Origin of the sequence: Lentzea sp. NPDC092896 (assembly GCF_044754905.1) — a bacterium.
Taxonomy (GTDB): domain Bacteria; phylum Actinomycetota; class Actinomycetes; order Mycobacteriales; family Pseudonocardiaceae; genus Lentzea.
On the sequence record NZ_JBIVPX010000009.1, the window covers coordinates 1 to 23519 of the forward strand.

Sequence of the window (23519 nt, forward strand, 5' to 3'; positions counted from 1 at the left end):
CCGCAGGTCGACGAGTGGATCTTCCCGTCGGGCCGCACGATCATCGTGCTGTCCGAGGGCCGCCTGATGAACCTGGGCAACGCCACCGGCCACCCCTCGTTCGTCATGTCGAACTCCTTCTCCAACCAGGTGATCGCCCAGATCGAGCTGTTCACCAAGTTCAAGGAGTACGACAACGAGGTCTACCGCCTCCCGAAGGTGCTGGACGAGAAGGTCGCCCGCATCCACCTCGAGGCCCTGGGTGGCGAGCTGACCAAGCTCACCAAGGACCAGGCCGAGTACATCGACGTGGACGTCGAGGGCCCGTTCAAGGCGGACCACTACCGCTACTGATTTCTGCTCCGACGAGCCCTCGCCTTCACAGGCGGGGGCTCGTCGTCGTTGGAGGGAACGAAGTTGTTCGAACGCTTCACCGGCGCCTACCCGCTCGACGCGGGCGAGGCGTCGCCACCAGAGAACATCGCGCCTTTGCGTCAGGTCCCCGGTCTGGCCGAACTGGTCACGCTGGCCGCGGGACTCTCGTTCGGCAACGGCGTCCTCCGCGTGTTCACCGACGATGAGGCCCGCCGCGCACAGGGACTGGCGAACCTGATGTGGCCGGAGCGGGCACCGCAGATCCGCCCGTTCGCCCAGGACTGGACGGGCCGCCTGTACGCGCTCGACCTGCACCGCGGCGCGATGGTGCTCCTGATGGACCCCGCAACAGGCAACGTGTACTCCCTCGACGGCACGATCCCCGACCTGTTCGACGAGTACGTGCTCGAAGACCCGAACACCTTCCTCGCCCAGCACCTCTTCACCGGCTGGCGCGCCCTGCACCCGGAACGCGAAGCGCCCGGCACATTCGTGGGGTTCAAGCATCCGCTGTTCCTGGGCGGCGCGGAGACCGTGGAGAATCTGGAGGTGATCGACGAGGAGGTCTACTGGTCGATCCACGGACAGCTCTGGGCTCAGGTCAAGGACCTCCCGGAAGGCACGTCGATCAGCGGCGTCGAGATCAGCTAAGGATTGACCAGTGGGATTCTTCGGCACCTTTGCCTACGAGCACGGCTCCTGGAAGACGCTGTCCGAGGGCGAGCTTCCGCCGCTCGCGGAGCCGTTCCTGTGGATCGACATCCACGACAGCGACATCACCTCGGTCGTCTACGCCCCCGCCGGACCCGGCGCCGGCGTCGCCTACCTGGGCCTGACGCCGCGCACCTACTTCGAGAACCCCAACGCGTCCGACCCGACCGACGTCCTGCGCGAGGCCGCCGGACTGGCCGCGTGGTGGGCGCTGTCGAACTCCGGGGACGCTCCGGCCAAGCAGGCCGAACTCCTGGCGTTCCTCGCCGAGGACGAGGATCCGAACGGGTTCGAGTGGGACGAGTCGGAGGACGTCGACGAGATCGACGACGGAGAGGTGTTCGTCGAGGTCAAGACTCGGCGGTTCCTCGCGGCGCTCGACCTGCCCCTGCCCGATGGGCTCAGCGGATGAACGCCTGCCAGGCCTCGACGCTGAACTTCAGCTCGGGGCCCGCGGTGTTCTTGGAGTCACGCACGCGCACAGCCTGGGCGAACGCCACCTCGACGCAGTCACTCTCGACGGAGTCGCCGCCGCTGTAGCTGCTCTTACGCCAGATGCAGTTTCCGGCCACTGAGGTCCTCCCGCGATCGACTGGCGAGATCCGCCACCATCGACCGCGATTGTTCCTCATTCAGCGCGAGGGCATCCAGCCGCGCGAAGATCGACTTGCAGCGCTTGATGCCCAGGTCGTCCTGCACGAACACCATCGCGAGGTCGGACTCCGTGAAGGCCACGTCGCTGCGCTTCTCGTACTGCCAGTGCACGTAGTGAGCCAGCAGCACGCCCGCCGGACCGCTTGCCGCAGGCACGATCCGAATGGTGTGCGTGTGGAAAAGCAGCCTCATGAGCTGGTCTTCCATGACCTCATCACTGCCGACCTTCAGCCGCAGGGCGCTTTCGTGGATGTAGAAGGTGCAGTCCGGGCGGTTGTGCCGCCGCACGATCGCTTGCCGCTCCATCCGAAAGCGGATGGCGGCCTCGATCAGATCGGGAGTGAGAACGCCGCGAGCCTCATACAGCGCCCGTGCGTACTCCTCGGACTGGAGCAGACCTGGAATGTTCGCCAGGTCGTATGTGGTGATCTTGTCCGCCACCGACTCGGACATGGTCATCGTGCGCAGGTTGTCGGGCACCTGCACGAAGTAGAGGTCGAACGCTGAGCGGTACCGCCTCAGGAAGTCCTCGATGAAGTTCTGGGGCCGCCCGCACCTGCCCAGGTACTGGATGATGTCGATCTCGGTGGCGCGCACCTTGCCGTGCTCGATGTTCGAGACCTTGCCGGGGTCCCAACCGAGCATTCGGGCGATTCGCCGCCCGCGGAAGGTCGTGAAGCGCTCGCGCACCTGCCGCAGTTCATCGCCCAGGTCACGGCTGTATGGAGTGGACGGATCGCCGTTCATGAGAATCGACGTTAGGCGATGGAGGAAAAACAACAGCGTGCCCAAACGGGTGGAATTACGCTGCGACCGTGAACGAGTTCGGCTTCGCCTTCGAAGAGCACGACGCCGTTGTGCCGATGATCGACGGCACCCTGCTCACCGAGTGGGTCGACATCTTCGAGACGATCGAAGACATGGAACCCGCCGGTGAGATGTACGGCGGTCTCTCCAGGGACGACCGGGGCGCCAAGCCGTTCCAACCCGGCAAGAAGCCGCAACTGGTGCTCGGCTGCTCGTGTGGGCACGCGGACTGTTGGCCGCTCTACGCGCGCATCACCGAGGACAAGCACACGGTCGTCTGGGACGAGTTCAGCCAGCCTCGGCGCAAGGGTCGCGACTACAGCGCGTTCGGGCCGTTCCGGTTCGACCGGGCGCAGTACGGGAAAGTGCTGCTGGAACTCGGTTGACGTGCGGGTTTTACTGACGTGGTGCGGACGACCATCATCAAGAAGACCCTGCGCGTGCCGGCCTCGGACGGTGCGCCGGGTGACGGTGCCGCGGTCGCGAGGCAGTTGGACGCCGCGCTGATCAGTTCGGGTTTCAAGGCTTCGCGGGAGCTGCTGGAGCACGTCGGCGGGCTGGCCGGGGCCGAGGACTTCGCTGCGGAGATCGTGCGCGCGGTCAAGGAGCTCATCGGTGCGCGGGGGCAGCACAACCCGTACTTCAAGGAGTTTCCGCACAACGTGCCGGACACGCTCGCGTTCTGGTGGGAGTGTCTGCGGGACGCGTTGGAGCAGGGCGTCGCGCCGACGTCCAACCTTCTCGACCTGCCGAAGTACGGCCGGGTGCAGCACTCGTACGAGGAGATGCTGCGGGCGCACGACGAGCTGATCCCGTCGTTGAAGGACCGCATCACGATCGTGCACCTCGGTGGCACGCTCGACGACGAGGTGCGGCGTCTGTTCGAGGAACTCGCCTCGAGCCCGATTCCGTTGGCGGAGAACGACAGGGCGTTGCTCGGTGAGTTGGCCGTGCTTTGCGTCGACGCCGAAGTGGATGTTCCTGTTCGGGAGAACCGCGCGATCCTCAACGCCGCGCGGCTCGTCGCGCAGCGGCCGCTCCGGGACGTCGACACCGTCACCGACGTGCTGCGCCTTGCGGCCGAAGCGTCCGGGGGAGACGTCACGCTCAAGGAAGCGACGCGCTTTCGGTCGTTTCGCCGGCCTGAGCGCAGGGCGTTGCTCGGCGCGTTGAACGAGGTGGCGGAGAGCAAGCTCGGTGACGTCAACTCCAACCGTGAGGCGTGGAAGCGTCTTGGCGAGCGGTTGCACCCGCACGAGTACCCGTTCGAGCGCGCGCAGGACGTGTTCGCGGTGGCGCGTGGGGAGAAGGTCGCGCGGTCGTTCGCCGGGCAGGTCGAGATGGCGTTCGCCGAGAACGACACCGAGCGTGCCGTCGGCGTCCTGGCCAAGGCGCCGGGCATGTTGTTGCGGCAGCTCGACAGGCTGCTCCGACGTGGCGCGGAGAACCTCGCTGAGCACGTTGAAGTCGCCGTGCCCGAGGTGTCGAGCAGGGTCCTCATCTCGGTGCTGGAACACCTGTCGAACCGCACGACGCCGGACACCGCGCGGGTCTTCGCCAGCCGCGCCCGCAGGGTGTGGATCGCCGACGACGACCGCGAGGCGCTCGATCCCCACGCCGTCGAGGCGATCGTCGAGGTGGTCGAGAACGAGTTGATCCGCAGGCTGCCGGAGTACTCCGCGCTGGTCGTGGACGATGAGGTGCTCGACGTCGTGGTGCCGGTTTCCGGTACCGAGGAAGGCTTCGGCGTGCTTCCGCGCGGGTCGAAGCTCTGGTTCGGCGGCGACGTGCTGCGGTTCTTCGTGCACTGGCGGCAGCACGCCAAGCGGACCGACTACGACCTGTCCGCGGTGCTGCTCAACGAGAACTTCGAGTACAAGGGGCAGGTCTCGTGGACGAACCTCAAGCAGGCCGGTGCCTACTACTCGGGTGACCTCACGGACGCCTCGGACGGCGCGACGGAGTTCATCGACCTGCACCGCGACGCGATGAAGGCGAAGTACGTGGTGCCGCAGGTGAACATCTACTCGGGCGAGGGCTTCGACGAGGTCGCCGAGTCGATGTTCGGGTTCATGAGCCGCGACCTCGACCAGATGGGCAAGCCGTTCGAGCCGAGCACGGTTCGCACGCGTTCTTCCATGCGTGGCAAGGGAAAGGTCGCGCTGCCGGTGATGTTCGAACGGGAGGGCGACTCCTGGTTCGGCACGTGGCTGCACCTCTACCTGCGCGGTGCGTCGTGGGGCAACCGGGTCGAGGAGAACCGCGACGTCGTGAAGCTGATCGCGTCGGCGGCCTTGCGGCGCAAGTACTTCACCGTGGCGCGCCTGCGGGATCTGTTCGCGCGCAAAGGGTCTACAAAGGACGCTCGTGCGATCCGCATCGGGTTGACGCAGGACGAGACCGGAAGCGTCACGACCGTGGCAGAACTCGGGAAACTGCTGTCGGACTGACCCGTATCGCTGCTAACGTGGCAAACGCGAGGCCATGAGGGAGCTTCCTTCTAAATCCGGAACCGGTCTGGTCCTCGGACCGCCGGTCTTTAGCCCCCTCGCTTTCCTCGCGCTCACTCAGGGGACGTGTGTCCGCGGAACGCGCGGACCGCGTCGCTCGCAGTGTCCTCCGGGGACACCCCGGACCCCGGGCTCAGCTCCACTCGACGGCGATGCCCGCGATTCCCGGCCCGACGTCGCCGAAGTACGCGCTGACGACGCCGCCGAGCCCGCACACGAGCTCGTCGACGTCGACCGGCGTGGCGTCGGCGGAGGCCAGGAACTGCTTCATGCAGCGCGCGGGCATCGCTCGTCGGTGGAACGAGAGCTGCACGAGGTACGAGCCGCACGTGTCGCGGAACGTCCGGTGGTGGCCCGGCGTCGCGCTGCCGGTGTCGTCGGCGATCGTGAAGCTGAAGACGTGCTCCTCGCCCGCCGCGAGCCGCCGGTCGAACAGCATCTCCACGGCCAGGTTGCGGGAAGCGCTTTCCCGGCGCAGCCGCCCCTGCCGGCACCCTTCGCCGGATCTCACCAGCGCGTTCTCGATCAACGAGCCTTCGTCGCCGTGGTGCATCGCCAGGTACCGGTCCGGTCCCTGCCGCACCGCGCGCACGACCAGCCGTGTGGTGATCGAGCGCTGCTCGCGGTGCATGCCTATCTGGACGGTGTCGTGCACGGAGAGCACTTCGAGGTCGGCATTGCCTCGTGCCGCTTCCGGTACGGAGTCGAACGTCGCGAGCAACGGCGCGGGCTCCGGCCAGGTCGCGACAGGACGCGGCGCGTAGGTGTTCGCGTTGCGCGGGCCGATGAGGTCCAACAAGGACGATGGCGGCAGGCGCAGCACGGTCTCCAGTGCGCGCACCGTGCTGATGGCGCGGGGCACCTCGGGATGACGCAGGCCGCGTTGCCAGTACGAGAGTGTCGACTGGCCCACTTGGACACCCAGTTGCTCAAGATGAGCGCGCAGCCGTGCGAGCGAGAGGCCACGGTGGGCGATCGCCTCGCGCAAAGCGCGGTGGAACGGCCCGTAGCGCAGCGTCTCGGCGAGAGGGGTCGGTAAACCCCCGGTCGGGAGCCCGATCGGTTCGTCGACCGACCCGGCGTGCCCGGAATCCGCGGCCACCGCGGCACCTACCCTTCACACGCGCCGTGTGACTGTTCACCGTAGTCACTCGTTCTGGTGATCGAAAGCACGGATTTCGCCCGTGTGGGGGACGTGCTGCGGCCGTGTGAGTGGCTGGGACCGCTCCCGTTAGGGTTTTGCCGTGGGAAAGCTCGTAGTGATCGAAGGTCTGGACGGCGCCGGCAAGCGCACCCTCGCCAACGGATTGACCGAGGCGTTGGTCGCTCAGGGCAGGACCGTGGCCGGCCACGCGTTCCCGCGCTACGGCCAGAGCGTGCACGCGGACCTCGTCCGCGACGGCCTCTACGGCCGGCTCGGCGACCTCAGCGACTCGGTCTACGGGATGGCCGTCCTCTACGCACTGGACCGGCGCGGTGCGGCCGACCAGATCCGCAAGGACCTCGAAGAGCACGACGTCGTGCTGCTCGACCGGTACGTGGCGTCGAGTGCCGCGTACAGCGCCGCGCGCCTGCACCAGGACGAGCACGGCGAGTTCGTGCGGTGGGTGCGCGAGTTGGAGATCGACCGCTTCGGGCTCCCCGTTCCCGACCTCCACCTGCTGCTGCGCGTGCCCGTCGAGGTCGCGGCCGAGCGGGCGGCCAAGCGCGAACAGGACGACGACTCGCGGGCCCGCGACATTTACGAATCCGATGGCTCCCTGCAGGCCCGGTGCGGTGTCGTTTACGACGGATTGGCGAACATCGGCTGGCTCGCCCCGTGGCAAGTGGTCGACGGGCGGTCAAACGTGAACTTTCATTCGCTTCTGGAACCACTCTTCACTCCTTGAGTGGTCGCTCACGTGCGTACCGATTGACACGATCGAGTGCCCGGTACGTCACTCTGAGTGCATAGGAGATTGCAATTTGAAGCGTGTCCTGCAGCGCCCACCTGTCGGTGTCGCCCGGACGGCGGTCCTGATCGCCGCCGCCCGCGCCAACGAGCGACGTCAGCTCCGCCCGCTCTTCGACGACCCACTGGCCGCAGGACTCGTGGAGGCCGCCGGCTCCGCGAGCGACCTGAACGGCGTGCGCACCCTCGCGGGCGATCACTTCGTCCTGCGCACCCGGTACTTCGACGACGAGCTCCTCGCCTCGGCCGCCCCCCAGGTGGTGATCATGGCGGCGGGCCTCGACACAAGAGCGTTCCGGCTGCGGTGGCCACCGGGCACAACACTCTTCGAACTCGACCTGCCCGAGCTGATCGAGTTCAAGGAGGACGCGCTGCGCGACCAGCTCGCCCAGCCCGCCTGCGAACGCGTCGTCGTCCCGTGCGACCTGCGGGACGACTGGGCGACGGCACTCATACGTGCCGGGTTCGACCCGAAGAGGCCCACGGCGTGGTTGCTGGAGGGCCTCTTCATGTTTCTGCCGCCGGACGCCGGTGAGCAGATCCTGTACTGGGTGAGCGCGATGTCCGCCCGCGGCAGCACGCTCGCGCTCGAACACGTCAACCGCGCGTTCCGCGAGTTGCCGCAGATGAAGGCCGTGCATCAGCGGTTCGACGCGCTGGACGCCCGCTGGCATTCCGACGTGGAGGACCCCGTCGAGTGGCTCGGTGGCTACGGCTGGCACGCCACCGTGACGCACCAGGTCGACCTGGCCGCGCGCCACGACCGCGCGGTGCCGGCGATCACCGACCCGCGAAAAGTCGGTGACGCGCGCATCTGGTTGGCTTCGGCCGTTCGCACAACCTGAGAACACCTGGTAACAAAAGGTGATCCTCGCGCGGATACTCCCGCGACGAACAGGTCAAACGGGGCGAGGTGGGGTACGTGGAACGACAGTTCCGGCCGGTTACCGAACGAGCGCACATCGCCACCAGCAGCAACGGAACGTGGGCGGTGCGCGAACGTGCGACCGGGAGTGCGACGATGTTGAGCATGAAGGCACGCGTGCTCGTCGTCGATGACGACCCCGCCCTGGCGGAGATGCTGACGATCGTGTTGCGCGGGGAGGGCTTCGACACCGCGGTGGTCGCCGACGGTGCCCGTGCCCTGCCCGCGCTGCGCGAGCTCAAGCCCGACCTCGTGCTGCTCGACCTGATGTTGCCGGGAATGAACGGCATCGACGTCTGCAAGGCGATCAGGTCCGAGTCGGGCGTGCCGATCGTGATGCTCACGGCGAAGAGCGACACGGTCGACGTGGTGCTGGGTCTCGAGTCCGGCGCGGACGACTACGTCGTCAAGCCGTTCAAGCCCAAGGAGCTGGTGGCCCGCATCCGGGCTCGCCTGCGGCGCACCGAGGCCGAGCCGTCCGAGGTGCTGCAGATCGGCGACCTCACGATCGACGTCCCCGGCCACGAGGTGTTGCGCGAGGGCAGGCCGATCCAGCTCACGCCGCTGGAGTTCGACCTCCTCGTCGCGCTGGCCCGCAAGCCGCGCCAGGTGTTCACCCGCGAGGTGCTGCTCGAGCAGGTGTGGGGCTACCGCCACGCCGCCGACACGCGCCTGGTGAACGTCCACGTGCAGCGGCTGCGTTCCAAGGTCGAACGGGACCCGGAACACCCCGAGGTGGTGTTGACTGTCCGCGGTGTCGGGTACAAGGCCGGCCCTCCGTGACAGGTGGCGTATGAAGTTCGTTCGGCCGGCCATCGCGAAGGCGCAGTTCCTCGTCGAGGAAGCGCGTAAGCGATGGTCCGCGTTTGGTGACCTCTGGCGTCGTTCGCTGCAGCTGCGCGTCGTCGTGTCGACGCTCGCGCTCTCGTCGGCCGTGGTGTTCGTGCTGGGAATGGTGCTGCAGATGCAGATCACCAACCAGCTGCTGAACACCAAGGACGAGGCCGCGGTGCGCCAGGCCATGGCCTCGCGCAACCTGATCCAGTCCGATCTGGTCGGTCTGAATCCGGGGCCGGACAGCGTGCAGACGCGGTTCACCAGCGCGATCAACAAGCTCGCTGTCGGTGGCGCCGGTACGGACGCCACCACGGCGGGTGCCGGCGCGTTCGAACCGGTCCTGGCCGACGGGCTGGGTTCCGCCGGCGCCGGGCGAGTGCCTTCCGTCGGCAAGCTCGACGACGTGCCGCGCGGCCTGCGCGAGATGGTCGAGGACGGCGGTTCCGGCACCCAGATCCACACCGTGCAGCGCGACGGCGCGCAGACCACGTTGTTCGTCGTGGGCCTGCCGATCAGCACGTCCGCGCGGTCGATGCAGCTGTACCTGATCTTCCCGCTGACCGCCGAGCAGCGCACGGCCGAGGTCGTGCAGTCGACGCTCGCGGTCGGCGGCATCGTCCTGCTGGTCCTGCTCGCGCTCATCGCGAACCTGGTGACGCGCCAGGTGGTGCGGCCGGTGCGGCAGGCCGCCGAGGTCGCGGAACGGTTCGCGGACGGCACTTTGCACGAACGCATGCACGTCGTCGGTGAGGACGACGTGGCGCGCCTGGCCGAGTCGTTCAACGAGATGGCCGAGTCGATCCAGGCGCAGTTCAAGCAGCTGGAGGAGTTCGGCCAGCTGCAGCGCCGGTTCACCTCGGACGTCTCGCACGAGCTGCGCACGCCGTTGACGACGGTGCGCATGGCCGCGGACGTCCTGCACGCCTCGCGTGAACAGTTCCCCGCGGGGCTCGCCCGTTCCACCGAACTCCTGGTCGACGAGCTCGACCGGTTCGAGTCGCTGCTGGGCGACCTGCTGGAGATCTCCCGTCTGGACGCCGGCGTCGAGGAACTCACCGCCGACCAGGTCGACATCCGCGTGCTGGCGCGCCGGGCGCACGACTCGGTGCGCGCGATCTCGACGAGCGCCGGTTCGCCGGTGGTGCTGGACCTGCCGGACGACGAACTCGTCGCCGAGCTCGATTCCCGCCGCGTGGAACGGATTCTGCGCAACCTGCTCGCGAACGCCATCGACCACGGCGAGGGCCAGCCGGTCGAACTCACCATGCGCGGCAACGCCGACGCCGTCGCGATCACCGTGCGGGACCACGGCGTCGGCCTGCGCCAGGGTGAGGCCGACCTGGTGTTCAGCCGCTTCTGGCGCGCCGACCCGTCGCGCAACCGCCGCACCGGCGGCACCGGTCTCGGCCTGTCGATCTCGCTGGAGGACGCCCGGCTGCACGGCGGCTGGCTGGAGGCGTGGGGCGAGCCCGGCCACGGTGCCGTGTTCCGGTTGACGTTGCCCCGCAGACACGGCGAGGAACTGCGCGAGAGCCCGTTGCCGCTGGCGCCCGCGATCGCGCTGGAGCCCGTCCTGGTGGTGGAGGAGCCGATCGCCGACGACGAACCCGGTGAGATCGAGCTGCGGCCCGAGGAGATCACCTGGCAGCCCGCGGAGCCCGTCGACGGGACTCCCGCGGACAAGGCGTCGGACGAGGTTTCGGAGGAAGTGCGGTGAAGCGGCTGTCGTTGCTGGTGCTCGTCCTCGTGACCCTGACCGGGTGCGCCGCGATCCCGACGAACACCCAGCCGAAACCGATCGGGTCGAAGGACAGCAAGGCGTCCAACACCCCCGCCGCGCCCGAACCGCGCCAGAACATCGACCCGTTCATGCTCGTGCGCGACTTCTTGAACGCGACGGCGAACCCGGACAGCGACTACGCGGCGGCCCGCGCGTTCATGACGCCCGAGGCCAACAAGAACTGGGACACCAAGAACCCCACGATCATCGAGACCGGCTTCTCCACCGTGCCGACCTCGCAGGCGCCGCAGGACAAGACGCAGACCGTTCTCCTGCAGGGCAACTACGTCGGCCGGCTGGGCAGCGACAACGCGTTCGTGCCGCAGCTCGGCGAGTTCCGCATCCCGGTGAAGGTCGAGCGCACCAGCGACAACCAGTGGCGGATCTCCGAGCCGCCGCTCGGCGTGTACATGCCGCAGAACCTGTTCAACACCACCTACCGCCGGGTGACGCTGTACTTCTACAACCCCGAGTTCACCGTGCTGGTGCCGGATCCGCGCTACGTCGTGATCCCGCCGGCGACGAGCATCCCGACCCGCGTCACCGAGCTGCTGATCGCGGGCCCCGGTGACGCGGTGCGCGACACGCTGGTGAGCGCGCTCGGCACGGAGACCGAGAAGTTCTCGGACACCAAGGAGTCCGACGACGGCGCGTTGGAGGTGAACCTCACCAACGTGGGCAAGGACCTGACGCCGGAGAAGCGCAAGCAGATCGTGGCGCAGGTCGTGAAGTCGTACTCGGGTGTCACCTCGTCGCGGGTGCGCGTGCTCGTCGACGGCCAGCAGATCCTGCCGGACCAGCGCGACTACCGGCCGTCCGACGTGTCGGCGACCGCGGGTGAGGCGTTGCTGGCGCTGAACGCGAACCTCCAGGGCATGCTCGTGACGGACGGGTCGATCCGCTCCCTCACCGACGGCAACCCGATCAAGGGCCCCGCCGGCGCGGGTGCTTATGGCGCCGTGTCGGCCGCACAGTCCCTCGACGGCTCACGGCTGGCCGTCGTGTCGCGTGCGGGCGGCGGAATGCGTTTGCGCGTGGGTGAGCTGGAACAGGACCTGTCCGAAGTGGACCAGCGCGCGACCACGCTCTCCAGACCGACCTGGCAGCTCTCGACCGGCCAGGGCACCGAGGTCTGGACGGCCGTCGACGGCACCTCGGTGGCCCGCGTGACCCGCGCCGACAACGGCAGCTGGACCGCCAAGGGCGTCAACATCACCGACATCGTGCCGTTCGGCTCGATCAGCGAACTGCGCCTCTCCCGCGACGGCACGAGGGCCGCGCTGGTGATCGCCGGCAAGCTCTACATCGCGTCGGTGGTGCGCAACAACCAGGACGTGGCCCTGCGCTCACCCCGGCAACTGCAGCCGTCGATCCTGGACGGGTCCGTGCAGTCGATCGACTGGCTCTCCCAGGACGTGCTGGTGGTCTCCTCCTCTCTGCCCGCGTGGCCGGTCACGAAGGTCTACAGCGACGGCTACAAGATGGACCGCTACAGCCAGTCGAACCTCACCGTGCCGGTGGGTTCGGTGGCGGCGGCCGCGGCGCGTCAGGTGCAGGTGATCGATCCTTCCGGGCTGTGGTCGGCATCGGACATCACCGATGTGTGGAAGTCGAGCGCGATCCGGGTGCCGTCGGGCGCGCTGGTGTTCTACCCGGGCTGACCGGGCGGGTTTCGGGTTCGCGCGGTAGGGCTGACGTTGGCTGAGTTCGGGTGGCTGGGCTGATGCGGTCGTGTTTGCTGGATTGGGGGACTCGGTCCGGCCAGCGGCAGCGAACGCGACGAGTTGGTGCGCGTTCTCAAGGCGTGCGGAAGCGCGTCCCTCTACTGCCCTGGCCGCGGCGGCCGGGCCGAGGTCAGCACGAGAACCGCGTTCGTGCGCACGCCCGCCTGCCGTAAGGCGCGCACGCAAGCCGATGCCGTGGCGCCGGTGGTGATCACGTCGTCCAGCAGCACCGTGGTGCCCGGCGGCGACGGACCGCAGACCTCCACCCGGCCCGCGAGGTTGCGTCTGCGCGCGATCGCGGTCAGGCCCACGGAATCGGCCACGCCCGGCGCGAGGCGGAGGACCGGTGCGACGGTGGCGATGTCCGTCTCCCTGGCGATGCGGAGCATGTGGTCGCCGCCGCGGTCCCGTGCGGCGCTGCGGCGGGAGGGTGCGGGGATGAGCGTCCACGGTGGAGGGCCGATCGCGGTCAGGGTGACGGCCACGAGGGCGCCGAACCACGCTGCAAGGGCCCGTGCGCCGCGTTCCTTGAAGGCGAGCACCAGTTCCCTCGCGGAGCCGTGATAGGCCGCCAGCGTCCACACAGGCGGCCCCACACCGGGCACCTGGAGTCGTGCGGGCGGGCCGAAGCCGTCGAGACACGGGGAACAGCAAGGGGTGCCGGGGCGGCCGCAGCCGGAGCAGGCCATCGGCAGGAGCAGATCGAGAGCTGTCATGGGATCAGGATGGCGGCGGGGTCTGACAGAAAATCGTGGCCGGGACCGGGGAACCGCGAAATGAGATCCGGAACGGGGTCGGCGGGGACTTTCGGCACCGCCCACAAGGGTGAAGTTGCGGCGGCGATGTCGATCTCCGGCGCGGTCGTGGCGGACGAAAACCCCCAGCTCGGCGCGCGTTCTGTGACGACGTCCCAAGATCTTGTAACTCGTTTCGCCCCGTTTGTCCCAACCTCTGTTGAGCGGACGTTTCAGAACTGAGGAGTCCGCACCTCGCGGCGTTGATCAAGGCCTCGAGCGCGGCGGCGGTCACCTCCCCGGGTGACCCCGAGACGGGCCCGCCACACCCGCCGTTAGTTAACGATTATTCACGTATGGAGCTGACCAGCGGTTATTCATTGGAATGCCGGTACGTCCCGTCGCGATGGTGATCGACTGCCTTGTCCGGCATTGGGCGAAATCCGCCGTTCAGCCGGGCGTGACTGGCCCGTGATCGGGTATCGGGGCCCCTCAGTTCGCTTGGAAGAAGTGCGGCAGGCGTCCACGGAGTGGTTCGGAATCGATCTCTTCCAGGTTTCGGGAACATGACGCGGGGGTCGCCCGTTGGCTGGGTATGAGGCCGCGACTGGACCCGTTCGACGCAGCGAGACTGCCGTCGAGTGCCGGTCCGGCTGTGCGCCGTTCGGGTGAGCGAGGTGCGGTCGGGTTTGGTTCGGAGCACGCTCGGGAAACGCTTGGCAACGCACTGTCGTCGCGCTGCGTAGTCACCGAAAAATCTCGTTGTTCCCCCGGCAAGGGGGCTTACGCGACGGTGAATCCCAAGCTAACGTGCACCGCTATCAGCGTTCCCGGCCCGCGGGGAGGAGGCGAACAGCCCATGATCCTGGCGCCGTGAGAGCTGAGGGAGACGACCCTCTGCGACACATCTGCGATCCAAGATCGCCACGGCGCTTTAAAGCAGTCCAGCCATAGCTCGCAGCAAAGCGAGGGAGGTCGTGTATGGACATCGTCGTTAAGGGCCGCAACGTCGAGGTGCCCGAGCACTACAGGGTTCACGTCGCCGAAAAGCTGGCCCGGCTTGAGCGCTACGACCGCAAGGTCATCCGCTTCGACGTGGAGCTTTTCCACGAACCGAACCGCCGCCAGTCGAAGAACTGCCAGCGGGTCGAAATCACCGGCAAGGGACGTGGACCAGTGGTCCGTTCCGAAGCCTGCGCGGGTGACTTCTACGCCGCGCTCGATTCTGCGGTCGCGAAGCTCGAGAACCGTCTGCGTCGGTCACACGACCGCAGGCGCGTCCACCACGGGGCCCGCGCCCCGATCTCGGTGGCCGAAGCGACAAGCGGACTGGCTGACCAGTCCGCCGGCGAAAGCATGACGTCGCGCCGCGCCAAGACCGCGGTGCTCGACGCACCCGAGGCCGACTACGAGGGCATGGCGGAAGTGCCCACGCAGCGTTGGGACGACGGCCTCGATGACAAGTTGCCCGGACGCGTCGTACGCGAGAAGGAGCACGCCGCCAAACCGATGACCGTCGACCAGGCCCTCTACGAGATGGAACTGGTCGGACACGACTTCTACCTGTTCGCCGACACCGAGTGCGGACGCCCGAGTGTCGTCTACCGCCGGAAGGGATTCGACTACGGCGTGATCAGGCTGGCCTGACCGCCCACCCCGTTCCTTCGAACCGCCGCCGCCCCGCACCCCTCGCGTGCGGGGCGGCGGCGTGCGTCTACCGCCGGTCGGACTCATCTCGTGCCGTGACGTTCACCGTCAAGGTGAAATACGCCGGACCAGGAACCTTTACGCCGCCCTCATGCGTTCTCCACATCAGTAGCCGAGGTGGGGGCACCGGCGACAGGTGGCTTGGGAAGATCGCCGAAACGGCACCTGACCTGCGCAGACCAGGTCAGGCCAGTCAATCCGCCTGTGTCCGTGCACACATCTTGGCGACTTGCCTACGATGGGCAGGGGAAAGGCGTCCGACGTGGGCGCGCCGCGATACAGGTGATGAGGTCTATCCAGATGGTGCTGTCCCGACTGCTCCGCTCCGGCGAGGGCAAGATGCTCAAGCGCCTCCGCAACATCGCACAGCACATCAACCACCTGGAAGACGAGGTGGTGGACCTCTCCGACGCCGAGTTGCGGGGCAAGACCGAGGAGTTCCGGAAGCGCTACGCCGAGGGCGAGTCGCTGGACGAGCTGCTGCCGGAGACGTTCGCCGTGGCCCGCGAGGCCGCGAAGCGCACCCTCGGCCAGCGCCCCTACGACGTTCAGCTCATGGGTGGCGCGGCGCTGCACCTCGGTCAGATCTCCGAGATGCGCACGGGTGAGGGCAAGACGCTGACCTCGGTCATGCCCGTCTACCTCAACGCCATCGCCGGCAAGGGCGTCCACGTCATCACCACGAACGACTACCTGGCCAAGCGCGACGCGGACTGGATGGGCCGCGTTCACCGCTTCCTGGGCATGTCCGTCGGCGCGATCCTCTCCGAGATGACTCCGGAGCAGCGGCGCGCGTCGTACAACTCGGACATCACCTACGGCACGAACAACGAGTTCGGCTTCGACTACCTGCGCGACAACATGGCGTGGAGCCTGGACGAGTGCGTGCAGCGCGGCCACTACTTCGCGATCGTCGACGAGGTCGACTCGATCCTCATCGACGAGGCCCGCACGCCGCTGATCATCTCCGGCCCTGCCGAGCAGTCGGCCCGCTGGTACACGGAGTTCGCGCGGCTGGCCCCGCGGATGCGCGGCATCGACGTCACCCAGCTCTCCCAGAAGGACCGCATCGAGGTCATCGAGGAGAAGTCGAAGTCGTTCCACTACCAGTACGACGAGAAGAAGCGCACGGTCGCCGTCACCGAGCTCGGTGTGGAGTTCATCGAGGACCAGCTCGGCATCGAGAACCTGTACGAGGCGGCGAACACGCCGTTGGTGGGCTACCTGAACAACGCCCTCAAGGCCAAGGAGCTCTACAACCGCGACAAGGACTACATCCTCCGCAACGGTGAAGTCATGATCGTCGACGAGTTCACGGGTCGTGTGCTCTCCGGTCGCCGTTACAACGAGGGCATGCACCAGGCCATCGAGGCCAAGGAGAACGTCGAGATCAAGGCGGAGAACCAGACTCTCGCCACGATCACGCTGCAGAACTACTTCCGCCTGTACGAGAAGCTCGGCGGCATGACCGGTACCGCCGAGACCGAGGCGGCCGAGTTCCACCAGACCTACAAGCTGGGCGTCGTCCCGATCCCGACGAACCGCCCGCCGCAGCGCAAGGACCAGCCCGACCTCGTCTACAAGAGCGAGGAGGCGAAGTTCGAGGCCGTTGCCGACGACATCGCCGAGAAGCACGAGAACGGCCAGCCGGTCCTGATCGGCACGACGAGCGTCGAGCGCTCCGAGTACCTGTCGAAGCTGCTGGTGCGCAAGGGCATCCCGCACGAGGTGCTGAACGCGAAGCACCACGACCGCGAAGCGCTGATCATCGCGAAGGCGGGCCGCAAGGGCGCCGTCACCGTCGCGACGAACATGGCCGGTCGCGGTACGGACATCGTGCTGGGCGGCAACCCGGACATCATCGCCGACCACGAGCTGCGCGACCGCGGCCTCGACCCGGTGGAGACGCCGGAGGAGTACGAGGCCGAGTGGGCCAAGGTCGTCGAGGAACTGACGACCCAGGGCAAGGCCGAGGCCGACGAGGTCCGCGAGGCCGGCGGTCTCTACGTGCTCGGCACCGAGCGCCACGAGTCGCGCCGCATCGACAACCAGCTCCGCGGCCGCACCGGCCGTCAGGGCGACCCCGGTGAGTCGCGCTTCTACCTGTCCCTGCAGGACGAACTGATGCGCCGCTTCAACGCGTCCATGGTCGAGATGGTCATGACGCGCCTGAACGTGCCGGACGACGTGCCGATCGAGCACAAGATGGTCACCCGCGCGATCCGCAGCGCGCAGACCCAGGTCGAGCAGCAGAACTTCGAGATCCGCAAGAACGTCCTCAAGTACGACGAGGTCATGAACCGCCAGCGCACGGTGATCTACGCCGAGCGTCACCGCGTTCTCGCCGGTGAGGACCTGCGCGACCAGGTCGAGCACATGATCGTGAGCGTCGTCGAGGAGTACGTCAACGGCGCCACCGCCGACGGGTACGCCGAGGACTGGGACTTCGAGAAGCTCTGGACCGCCCTCAAGACCCTCTACCCGGTCTCGCTGGACGCGAAGGAGATCCTCGAGTCCGATGAGGACGTGACGCGCGAGTACCTGCGCGACCTCCTCGTCGAGGACGCGATGAACGCCTACCGCGCCCGCGAGGCCGACATCGACAGCCGGGTCGGCGAAGGCGCCATCCGCGAACTGGAGCGTCGCGTCCTGCTGTCCGTCCTGGACCGCAAGTGGCGTGAGCACCTGTACGAGATGGACTACTTGAAGGAGGGCATCGGCCTGCGCGCGATGGCGCAGCGCGACCCCCTCATCGAGTACCAGCGCGAGGGCTTCGAGATGTTCAACGCGATGCTCGACGCGTTGCGCGAGGAGACCGTCGGCTTCCTGTTCAACCTCCAGGTCGAGGCGGCCGAGCCGGAACCCGTCGCCGAGCCCCAGGTCCCCGTGGCCCTGGGCGCGGCCCCGCAGGCTCTCCCGCAGGTCTCCGGCAACGGCGGTGGCGGCGGTGCCCGCGCTCGTGCCCGCGCCGCGGCGGCCGCACAGGCGCAGGCGCAGCGGGAGCCCGAGGCTCCCGCCGGCCCGGCCATGGCCCAGCTGGCCAGCGGCAACGCGATCCCGCCCGCCCTGCGCGGCAAGGGTCTCGGTGGCCCCGGCCAGCAGAACCTGAACTACAGCGGCCCGGCCGAGGACGGCGGCGTCGAAGAGCACGCCGAGGCGAACGGCGCGGCCGGCCAGCAGGGCGGCACCCGCAAGGAGCGCCGCGAGGCGGCCCGTCAGGCGGCGAAGAACCAGCGCAAGCGCTGACCGCACCACCACCGCGTGGGCCGTGTTCCTCAGGGGACGCGGCCCACGCGGCTTTTCCGGACCCTCACTCCAGCACCGTGAACGAGGTGAACCGCCACCTCCCGTCCCGGTGCTCGGCCCGGCCGGCCACGGCCAGCACCCGCCCCTCCCTGCGCACGGTCACCGAGACCTCGGCCGCGAACCGGGACGGATGGCAGACCCTGGGCGCGCGAACCATCCGCGTGGTCCGAGGACGAATCAGCCCGCCCAGCCGTGCGGCCAGCACGGGCACCGCCACCTCCCGCAGCAGCCGGGTGGCACGCCGCCCGTCCAGCACCTCCAGCACGACCGCGACGAGCCGGGAGGCGTCGAAGGCGGGCGAGGGCGGTTCCGGCACCGGCACCCAGACGGGCTTGGGCCGCGGCCGGGGAATCACGAAGCCACCGGAGACTCCGACCGGGGGCTCGTAGGCGGGCAGGCGACGAACAACTGGGGGCATGCCGAACCTGGCGCGCCGACAACGACTTCAGGACACCGGGCACCCGAAAGTGGGTACCGTCCTCAAGGTGCTGAAAGCCCTGGTGCTCGACTACGGCGGCGTCCTGACCGACCCCGGCGAGGACAACCCCGCCGAACCTCCGCTGCTCACCGCGCTGCGCAGAGCGAAGGCGCACGGCCTCAAGACCGCGCTGCTGTCCAACGCGGACGGCTGGTGGCATCCGCCGACCGTCTACACCGGCCTGTTCGACGCCGCGATCGTCTCCGGCGAGGTCGGGCTCGCGAAGCCGGACACCGAGATCTACCTGCTCACGGCCCGGAAGCTGGGTCTCCAGCCGGAGGAGTGCGTCTTCGTGGACGACCTCGCGGTCAACATCCGCGGCGCCGCGGAGGCGGGCATGGTCGGCGTCCACCATCGGTCGACACGGTCCACCCTCGAGGAGCTGGAAATCCTGCTAGCGATCGCGCTCCGCGATTGAGGGTTCACCCCGCAGCGCATTGCCCCATATTCGGCAACGCACTACCGTCGATTTGGTCAGCAGTCGGAATGCTTAGGGGAGAAAATGCGAAGAATTGTCGCTTGTGTTGCAGTCGCCATTGCAGCCACGGCAATTGCATCACCCGCGCAGGCGCAGGAACGCGGTTGCTACGAGGATTACCTGCGAGACGGGCGCACCGTCGAGGTCTTCTGCGACGAGGGCAGGCCGGGCCGCTTCCGGGCCGTCGCGCACTGCACGAACGGCTTGGGCGTCTGGGACCAGTACGGGACGATCGGCCGGGTCAGGGGCGAGCCGTCGGTCGCGGCCTGCACGTCACTGCTGGGCTACCCGCGGGTCAACGGGTACCACGTCGACTGGCTCTGAGCGGGTCACTGGGCCCGGCGCACGAGTTCGAAGCAGAGCACGGCCGCCGCTGACGCGACATTCAGCGATTCCACGCCCGCCGCCATCGGAATCGAGAGCCACGACGTGATGTGCGGACGCACGTCGTCGGTGATTCCGGACGTTTCGCTGCCGAGCACGAATGCGGAGCGCGACGAAAAAGAGGCGGAATAAATCGTGTCGGACGCGTGGGAATCCAGCGCGTAAAGCGGAAAGCCGGACGCGCGCAACAAAGCCGAGGCCTCCGCCGAGGTGCCGCAGCGCAGCACGGGCGCTCGGAAAGCCACTCCGGCGGAGGCCTTCACCACGAGCGGGTCGATCGAGGCGACGCCCCGGCGCGGCACCACGATGCCGTCGATGCCCGCGGCGGTCGCGGTGCGCAGGATCATGCCGACGTTCGCGGGCGTGGTGATGCCGTCCAGCACCAGCACGGACTTCAGCCCGCCCTCTTCGAGTGCCAGCGCCAACGGCTTCATGCGCGGCGCCACGACGTCGGCGAGCACGCCCTGGTCCTGCTTGCCGTTGCCGGCCAGCACCTTCACGCGCTGCGCGGTCGCCCGCTGCACCTGGACCCCACGCATGCGGGCCGCGTCGATGATCTCGTGCGCGGCCGCGCCTCGGGCCGTGTCGGCGAGCACCACCTTGTCCACCGTGAGCGCCGGGTCGTCCAGCGCTTCCAGCACTGGCTTGCGGCCGTAGACGGTGACGAAGCGGTCCTTGGGCGAGATCTCCACTGGAAGAGAGTGCCAGAGCCCGGCACACGGGGCTCAAACGGGTGAAGAGCTCCACTAGAGCCGTTCGGCCCTTGTGTTTCGGATCATATCGATGATGATCGTCACATGACGGCAGGTATGCGCAGCGTCGCGCAACGTCAACATCTCGCGAGCGGTCAGGACTCGGATGTGTTCATCCGGTCGGACGGGCTGCTCGTCAAACGCACGCGCACCGGCCGTGACCTGCGGCGCGAGGCCGAGATGATGTCGTACCTGAGCGGCTTCGGCATCCCCGTGCCGCGCGTGCACGACGCCACCGCCGACGAACTCGTGATGCAGTACGTGCCCGGCCCGCGGATGTCCGAGGAGATCGGCCGCAAGCCGTGGCTCGCGGGCAGCCTCGGCGCGGAGCTCGCGGACCTGCACCACCGCCTCGACGTCATCCCGGCACCGGACTTCCTGAGCGGCGAGGGCAACCTCCTGCACCTCGACCTGCACCCCGGCAACGTCGTGCTCGGCCCGGAAGGGCCCGTAGTCCTGGACTGGGCGAGTGCGACCAAGGGTGACCGCAGGCTCGACGTCGCGCTGAGCTGGGTCTCGCTCGCCGTCGCCCACCTCGCACCGGTCATGAAGGTCACGCGCTGGCGGTTCCTGCGGTCGTTCATGGCCAACGTGGACCCGGAGGCGAAGAACGCGATCCCGGAGGCCGCGCGCATCCGGCTGGAGCGGCACGACCGTGATCCGCGCGAACGTGCCGCGCTTCAGAAGTTGATGGACCGCGAACGCCACTAGGCTGGGTGGTATGCCGGACCGACTGTCAGCGCTGGACGCCTCGTTCCTGTACCTGGAGGACTCCACGACGCCGATGCACGTCGGCGGCGTGGCGGTGTTCCGCCGGCCCAAGGCCGGTTTCGACTACGACAAGCTCGTCGACCTCATCGAGCAACGCCTCAGCCTCGTGCCGCGCTACCGGCAGAAGGTCGTGCAGGTCCCTGGACGCATCGCACGGCCTGTCTGGGTGGACGACCCGGACTTCGACGTCACCTACCACGTGCGCCGAAGTGCCCTGCCCAAGCCGGGCAACGAGACGCAGCTGGACGACCTGGTCGCGCGCCTGATGTCGCGCCCGCTCGACCACTCCCGCCCGCTGTGGGAGATCTACCTGGTCGAGGGCCTGGAGAAGAACCAGACCGCGGTCATCACCAAGACCCACCAGGCGATGATCGACGGCATCGCGTCGCTGGAGATCGGCCAGGTCATGCTGGACGTGTCGCCGACGCCGCGCACGAACGTCGAGAACCTCTGGATGCCGCAGCCGGAGCCCAGCTCGCTGCAGCTCGTGGCCGACGCCGTCACCGACATCGTGCAGCGCCCCGGCGAGCTCGTGGAGAACGTCCGCAGCGCGGCTCTCGACACCGTCAACACGGTCGAGAAGGTCTTCAACGCGTTCGGCGTGCTCGCGAGTGCCGTCCGCACCGTCGCGACGCCCGCGTCCGGCAGTCCGCTGAACGTCCGGATCACCTCGCCGCAGCGCCGGTTCGCCGTCGCCCGCGCCCAGCTCGACGACCTGCGCGCCATCCGCAAGCAGCACGGCGGCACCGTCAACGACGTGGTGCTCGCGGCGCTGAGCGGGGCCCTGCGCAACTGGCTGCTCAGCCGTGGCGAGAACGTCACCGGCAGCACCACGATCCGTGCGATGGCGCCGCTGTCCGTCCGCGAGGCCGACCCGGACTCGGGCAACAACGTGAGCGCCTACCTGGTCGATCTGCCGGTCGGCGAACCGAACCCGGTCGTGCGCCTGCACCACGTGAGCCACGCGATGCGCGCGCACCAGGAGTCCGGCCAGTCCGTCGCCGCCGACGCGCTGGTGAAGGTCTCCGGCTTCGCACCGCCTACGCTGCACGCACTCGGCGCACGCGCCGCCAGTTCGTTCAGCCGCCGGCTGTTCAACGTGATCGTCACCAACGTTCCCGGCCCGCAGGTTCCCCTGTACGCGGCAGGCGCGAGAATGACCGAGATCTTCCCGGTCGTCCCGCTCGCCAAGAACCAGGCGCTGGCCATCGGGGTGACGTCGTACGACGGCGGTGTTTACTTCGGGTTGAACGGCGACCGCGACGCCATGTCCGATGTGGACGTTCTCGCGACCATGGTCGAGGAGTCGGTGGAGGAACTGATGGGGACGGCGAGCGCATGAGGGTCTACATCCCGGCCACGGTGCCGATGCTGCGCGCGTTCGTCGACAGCGGCGAACTGGCTCCGGTCACCGGCACGGCCTTCGCGCTGACGCCGGCGCTGCGCGAGTCCTACGCGGCGGGCGACACCGAGGAGCTGGAGTACGCGGCCATGCTCGACGCCGCACGGGCTTCCCTGCGGCTGCTGGCCGCCGACGAGAAGGCGGAGCCGCGTCGTGCGGTGCTCGCGGTGGACATGGACGACGTGACGCTGCGTCCGGACCTCGACTTCTCGGTCGTGAAGGTCGGGGGTTCGTTCACGACGAAGGACGTCGCCGCCGTCCACCTCGACACCGCGGAGGCCGAGCAGGACGTGCGCGCGGCCGCGGACGTCATCGACGCCGCCGACCTCGGCGACCCGGACGCGGAGTTCGCTCTGGGCAGCGCCGAGGACCACGAACTGGCCTGGTACGCGGCGCAGGAACTCCCGTTCGTGCTGGAGCTGCTCTAGTCCCGGCGCTGGTCGTGCACCTCGGGCAGTGCTTCGAAACCGGCTGCCCGATAGGTGGCGACGGCGCCGACGTTCGAACTCGGCGTGCAGACGAGCGCGCTCGACGAGCCGAGTTCGCGCAACGCCGCCGCTCCGGCGATGGTGATCGCCGTGCCGAAACCTTTGCCGCGGTGATCGCGGTGCACGCCCATCGGTTCGATCAGCCCCGGCCTGCCAGGACCCGCCGACCAGACGGTGATCGCCGCCACCGCGACGCCCCGGTCGAACGCGACCAGGCTCCGGGCGTCGGCGTACGGCGAGCCGACCGCCATCGCGTGCCAGCGCTCCTCGGTGAACGTCGACTTCTCGAACGACGCCCGGATCACGGCCGCGTGCACATCGGCGTGGTCATGTCCGATGACCTCGATCGGCACATCGGGATCCAGCAGCTGGGCACCGAGACGAAGGCGCAGCGGCGTCCACGGCACGTCGGACTGCCAGCCGCGCTCGAACATCAGCTCCTGGAACCGCGTGCCCCGCGGGGACTCGACGTACACCGTCCCGGCGGGCAGGACACCGCGTTCGGGAGCGCAGACGTCGTCGGCCAGGCGCCGCGCCAGTTCCTCGTCCTGCCGGGCGTCCGGCGCGATCGTGAACCGCAGCAGGTCGGCGCCGTCCAGCAGCCCGACGGCGACGATCTGCCCGTCAGCACGCCAGATCCGGACCGCCGCGGCCGCCTCCTGGTTGCCGAAACGCCGATACCAGCCCAGATCTCCCGGATGGAGCTGGAACGGCAGGTCGTCGCGCTGCCACTCGCGCAGCGCCCGCACGGCCTCGTCGAACACGA

Annotated in this window: 24 protein-coding genes; 17 read left to right on the forward strand and 7 right to left on the reverse strand. The window is 68.3% G+C overall.

The window, feature by feature from the left end:
• The 3 genes from ACIQF0_RS34895 to ACIQF0_RS34905 form a co-directional block, all read left to right on the forward strand.
• On the forward strand, positions 1 to 333 hold a 333-nt coding region (locus ACIQF0_RS34895), incomplete at its 5' end, for an adenosylhomocysteinase (protein WP_401036823.1).
• 63 nt (positions 334 to 396) lie between these two features.
• Complete coding sequence (locus ACIQF0_RS34900; RefSeq protein WP_401036826.1) at positions 397 to 1005, forward strand: hypothetical protein; 609 nt, start codon at positions 397 to 399, stop codon at positions 1003 to 1005.
• 10 nt (positions 1006 to 1015) lie between these two features.
• Positions 1016 to 1477: a hypothetical protein gene (locus ACIQF0_RS34905; RefSeq protein ID WP_401036827.1), complete on the forward strand. Its 462-nt coding sequence runs from the start codon at positions 1016 to 1018 to the stop codon at positions 1475 to 1477.
• Here the strand turns inward: ACIQF0_RS34905 and ACIQF0_RS34910 are convergent.
• Together ACIQF0_RS34910 and ACIQF0_RS34915 are read right to left on the reverse strand one after the other, a co-directional pair.
• Positions 1467 to 1637, reverse strand: coding sequence for a DUF397 domain-containing protein (locus ACIQF0_RS34910; protein ID WP_401036829.1), 171 nt, complete (start codon positions 1635 to 1637; stop codon positions 1467 to 1469). The genes ACIQF0_RS34905 and ACIQF0_RS34910 overlap by 11 nt on opposite strands.
• Positions 1612 to 2466 carry a DUF5753 domain-containing protein gene (locus ACIQF0_RS34915; protein ID WP_401036831.1) on the reverse strand — a complete coding sequence of 285 codons (855 nt, stop codon included), beginning with the start codon at positions 2464 to 2466 and terminating at the stop codon, positions 1612 to 1614. Before ACIQF0_RS34915 ends, ACIQF0_RS34910 begins: the two co-directional genes overlap by 26 nt.
• A 68-nt stretch (positions 2467 to 2534) precedes the next feature.
• Between ACIQF0_RS34915 and ACIQF0_RS34920 the strand changes: the two genes are divergently transcribed.
• Complete coding sequence (locus ACIQF0_RS34920; RefSeq protein ID WP_401036833.1) at positions 2535 to 2912, forward strand: hypothetical protein; 378 nt, start codon at positions 2535 to 2537, stop codon at positions 2910 to 2912.
• Positions 2913 to 2933: 21 nt separating this feature from the next.
• Positions 2934 to 4976, forward strand: coding sequence for a hypothetical protein (locus tag ACIQF0_RS34925; RefSeq protein WP_401036835.1), 2043 nt, complete (start codon positions 2934 to 2936; stop codon positions 4974 to 4976).
• 193 nt (positions 4977 to 5169) lie between these two features.
• Here the strand turns inward: ACIQF0_RS34925 and ACIQF0_RS34930 are convergent, their stop codons facing one another.
• Positions 5170 to 6138 (reverse strand): hypothetical protein, encoded by a 969-nt coding sequence (locus ACIQF0_RS34930; RefSeq protein WP_360047207.1) that lies wholly within the window; start codon positions 6136 to 6138, stop codon positions 5170 to 5172.
• Between the two features lie 142 nt (positions 6139 to 6280).
• On the opposite strand from ACIQF0_RS34930, the gene ACIQF0_RS34935 reads away from it, so the two are divergent.
• The 5 genes from ACIQF0_RS34935 (at position 6281) to ACIQF0_RS34955 (ending at position 12190) form a co-directional block, all read left to right on the forward strand.
• Positions 6281 to 6925 (forward strand): dTMP kinase, encoded by a 645-nt coding sequence (locus ACIQF0_RS34935; protein ID WP_401036838.1) that lies wholly within the window; start codon positions 6281 to 6283, stop codon positions 6923 to 6925.
• 76 nt (positions 6926 to 7001) lie between these two features.
• Complete coding sequence (locus tag ACIQF0_RS34940) at positions 7002 to 7832, forward strand: SAM-dependent methyltransferase (RefSeq protein WP_401036841.1); 831 nt, start codon at positions 7002 to 7004, stop codon at positions 7830 to 7832.
• Positions 7833 to 8017: 185 nt separating this feature from the next.
• Entirely contained in the window at positions 8018 to 8695 is a 678-nt protein-coding gene (gene mtrA / locus ACIQF0_RS34945; RefSeq protein ID WP_030471262.1) for an MtrAB system response regulator MtrA, read from the forward strand.
• A 10-nt stretch (positions 8696 to 8705) separates the two neighbouring features.
• Complete coding sequence (gene mtrB, locus ACIQF0_RS34950) at positions 8706 to 10466, forward strand: MtrAB system histidine kinase MtrB (protein ID WP_401036844.1); 1761 nt, start codon at positions 8706 to 8708, stop codon at positions 10464 to 10466.
• A complete protein-coding gene (locus ACIQF0_RS34955) occupies positions 10463 to 12190 on the forward strand; it encodes an LpqB family beta-propeller domain-containing protein (RefSeq protein ID WP_401036847.1) in 1728 nt (575 codons plus the stop codon). Before mtrB ends, ACIQF0_RS34955 begins: the two co-directional genes overlap by 4 nt.
• A gap of 161 nt (positions 12191 to 12351) precedes the next feature.
• On the opposite strand, the gene ACIQF0_RS34960 is transcribed toward ACIQF0_RS34955, so the two are convergent.
• Entirely contained in the window at positions 12352 to 12969 is a 618-nt protein-coding gene (locus tag ACIQF0_RS34960; protein WP_401036850.1) for a ComF family protein, read from the reverse strand.
• A 999-nt stretch (positions 12970 to 13968) separates the two neighbouring features.
• On the opposite strand from ACIQF0_RS34960, the gene hpf reads away from it, so the two are divergent.
• Both hpf and secA read left to right on the forward strand, forming a co-directional pair.
• Entirely contained in the window at positions 13969 to 14634 is a 666-nt protein-coding gene (gene hpf / locus ACIQF0_RS34965; RefSeq protein WP_360047213.1) for a ribosome hibernation-promoting factor, HPF/YfiA family, read from the forward strand.
• A 360-nt stretch (positions 14635 to 14994) separates the two neighbouring features.
• On the forward strand, positions 14995 to 17940 hold the full coding sequence (secA, locus tag ACIQF0_RS34970; protein ID WP_360047215.1) for a preprotein translocase subunit SecA: 2946 nt from the start codon (positions 14995 to 14997) through the stop codon (positions 17938 to 17940).
• Between the two features lie 64 nt (positions 17941 to 18004).
• On the opposite strand, the gene ACIQF0_RS34975 is transcribed toward secA, so the two are convergent.
• The gene (locus ACIQF0_RS34975; RefSeq protein ID WP_401036854.1) at positions 18005 to 18418 is read right to left on the reverse strand and encodes an Rv3235 family protein; all 414 of its coding nucleotides are present in this window, start codon (positions 18416 to 18418) and stop codon (positions 18005 to 18007) included.
• Positions 18419 to 18485: 67 nt separating this feature from the next.
• Between ACIQF0_RS34975 and ACIQF0_RS34980 the strand changes: the two genes are divergently transcribed.
• Together ACIQF0_RS34980 and ACIQF0_RS34985 are read left to right on the forward strand one after the other, a co-directional pair.
• Positions 18486 to 18896 carry an HAD-IA family hydrolase gene (locus tag ACIQF0_RS34980; RefSeq protein WP_401036858.1) on the forward strand — a complete coding sequence of 137 codons (411 nt, stop codon included), beginning with the start codon at positions 18486 to 18488 and terminating at the stop codon, positions 18894 to 18896.
• Between the two features lie 84 nt (positions 18897 to 18980).
• A complete protein-coding gene (locus ACIQF0_RS34985; RefSeq protein WP_360047218.1) occupies positions 18981 to 19280 on the forward strand; it encodes a hypothetical protein in 300 nt (99 codons plus the stop codon).
• 5 nt (positions 19281 to 19285) lie between these two features.
• Here ACIQF0_RS34985 and ACIQF0_RS34990 read toward each other — a convergent pair whose 3' ends face one another.
• The gene (locus ACIQF0_RS34990) at positions 19286 to 20032 is read right to left on the reverse strand and encodes a TrmH family RNA methyltransferase (RefSeq protein WP_401036861.1); all 747 of its coding nucleotides are present in this window, start codon (positions 20030 to 20032) and stop codon (positions 19286 to 19288) included.
• 105 nt (positions 20033 to 20137) lie between these two features.
• Between ACIQF0_RS34990 and ACIQF0_RS34995 the strand changes: the two genes are divergently transcribed.
• From ACIQF0_RS34995 to ACIQF0_RS35005, 3 genes are read left to right on the forward strand one after another with little or no spacing between them, the layout of a single operon-like run.
• A complete protein-coding gene (locus tag ACIQF0_RS34995) occupies positions 20138 to 20803 on the forward strand; it encodes a phosphotransferase (RefSeq protein ID WP_360047220.1) in 666 nt (221 codons plus the stop codon).
• A 10-nt stretch (positions 20804 to 20813) separates the two neighbouring features.
• A complete protein-coding gene (locus ACIQF0_RS35000) occupies positions 20814 to 22205 on the forward strand; it encodes a wax ester/triacylglycerol synthase family O-acyltransferase (protein WP_319975217.1) in 1392 nt (463 codons plus the stop codon).
• Positions 22202 to 22693: a DUF6912 family protein gene (locus ACIQF0_RS35005; RefSeq protein WP_401036866.1), complete on the forward strand. Its 492-nt coding sequence runs from the start codon at positions 22202 to 22204 to the stop codon at positions 22691 to 22693. Before ACIQF0_RS35000 ends, ACIQF0_RS35005 begins: the two co-directional genes overlap by 4 nt.
• Here the strand turns inward: ACIQF0_RS35005 and ACIQF0_RS35010 are convergent.
• Positions 22690 to 23517, reverse strand: coding sequence for a GNAT family N-acetyltransferase (locus ACIQF0_RS35010; protein WP_401036869.1), 828 nt, complete (start codon positions 23515 to 23517; stop codon positions 22690 to 22692). The genes ACIQF0_RS35005 and ACIQF0_RS35010 overlap by 4 nt on opposite strands.
• Positions 23518 to 23519: the final 2 nt, after the last annotated feature.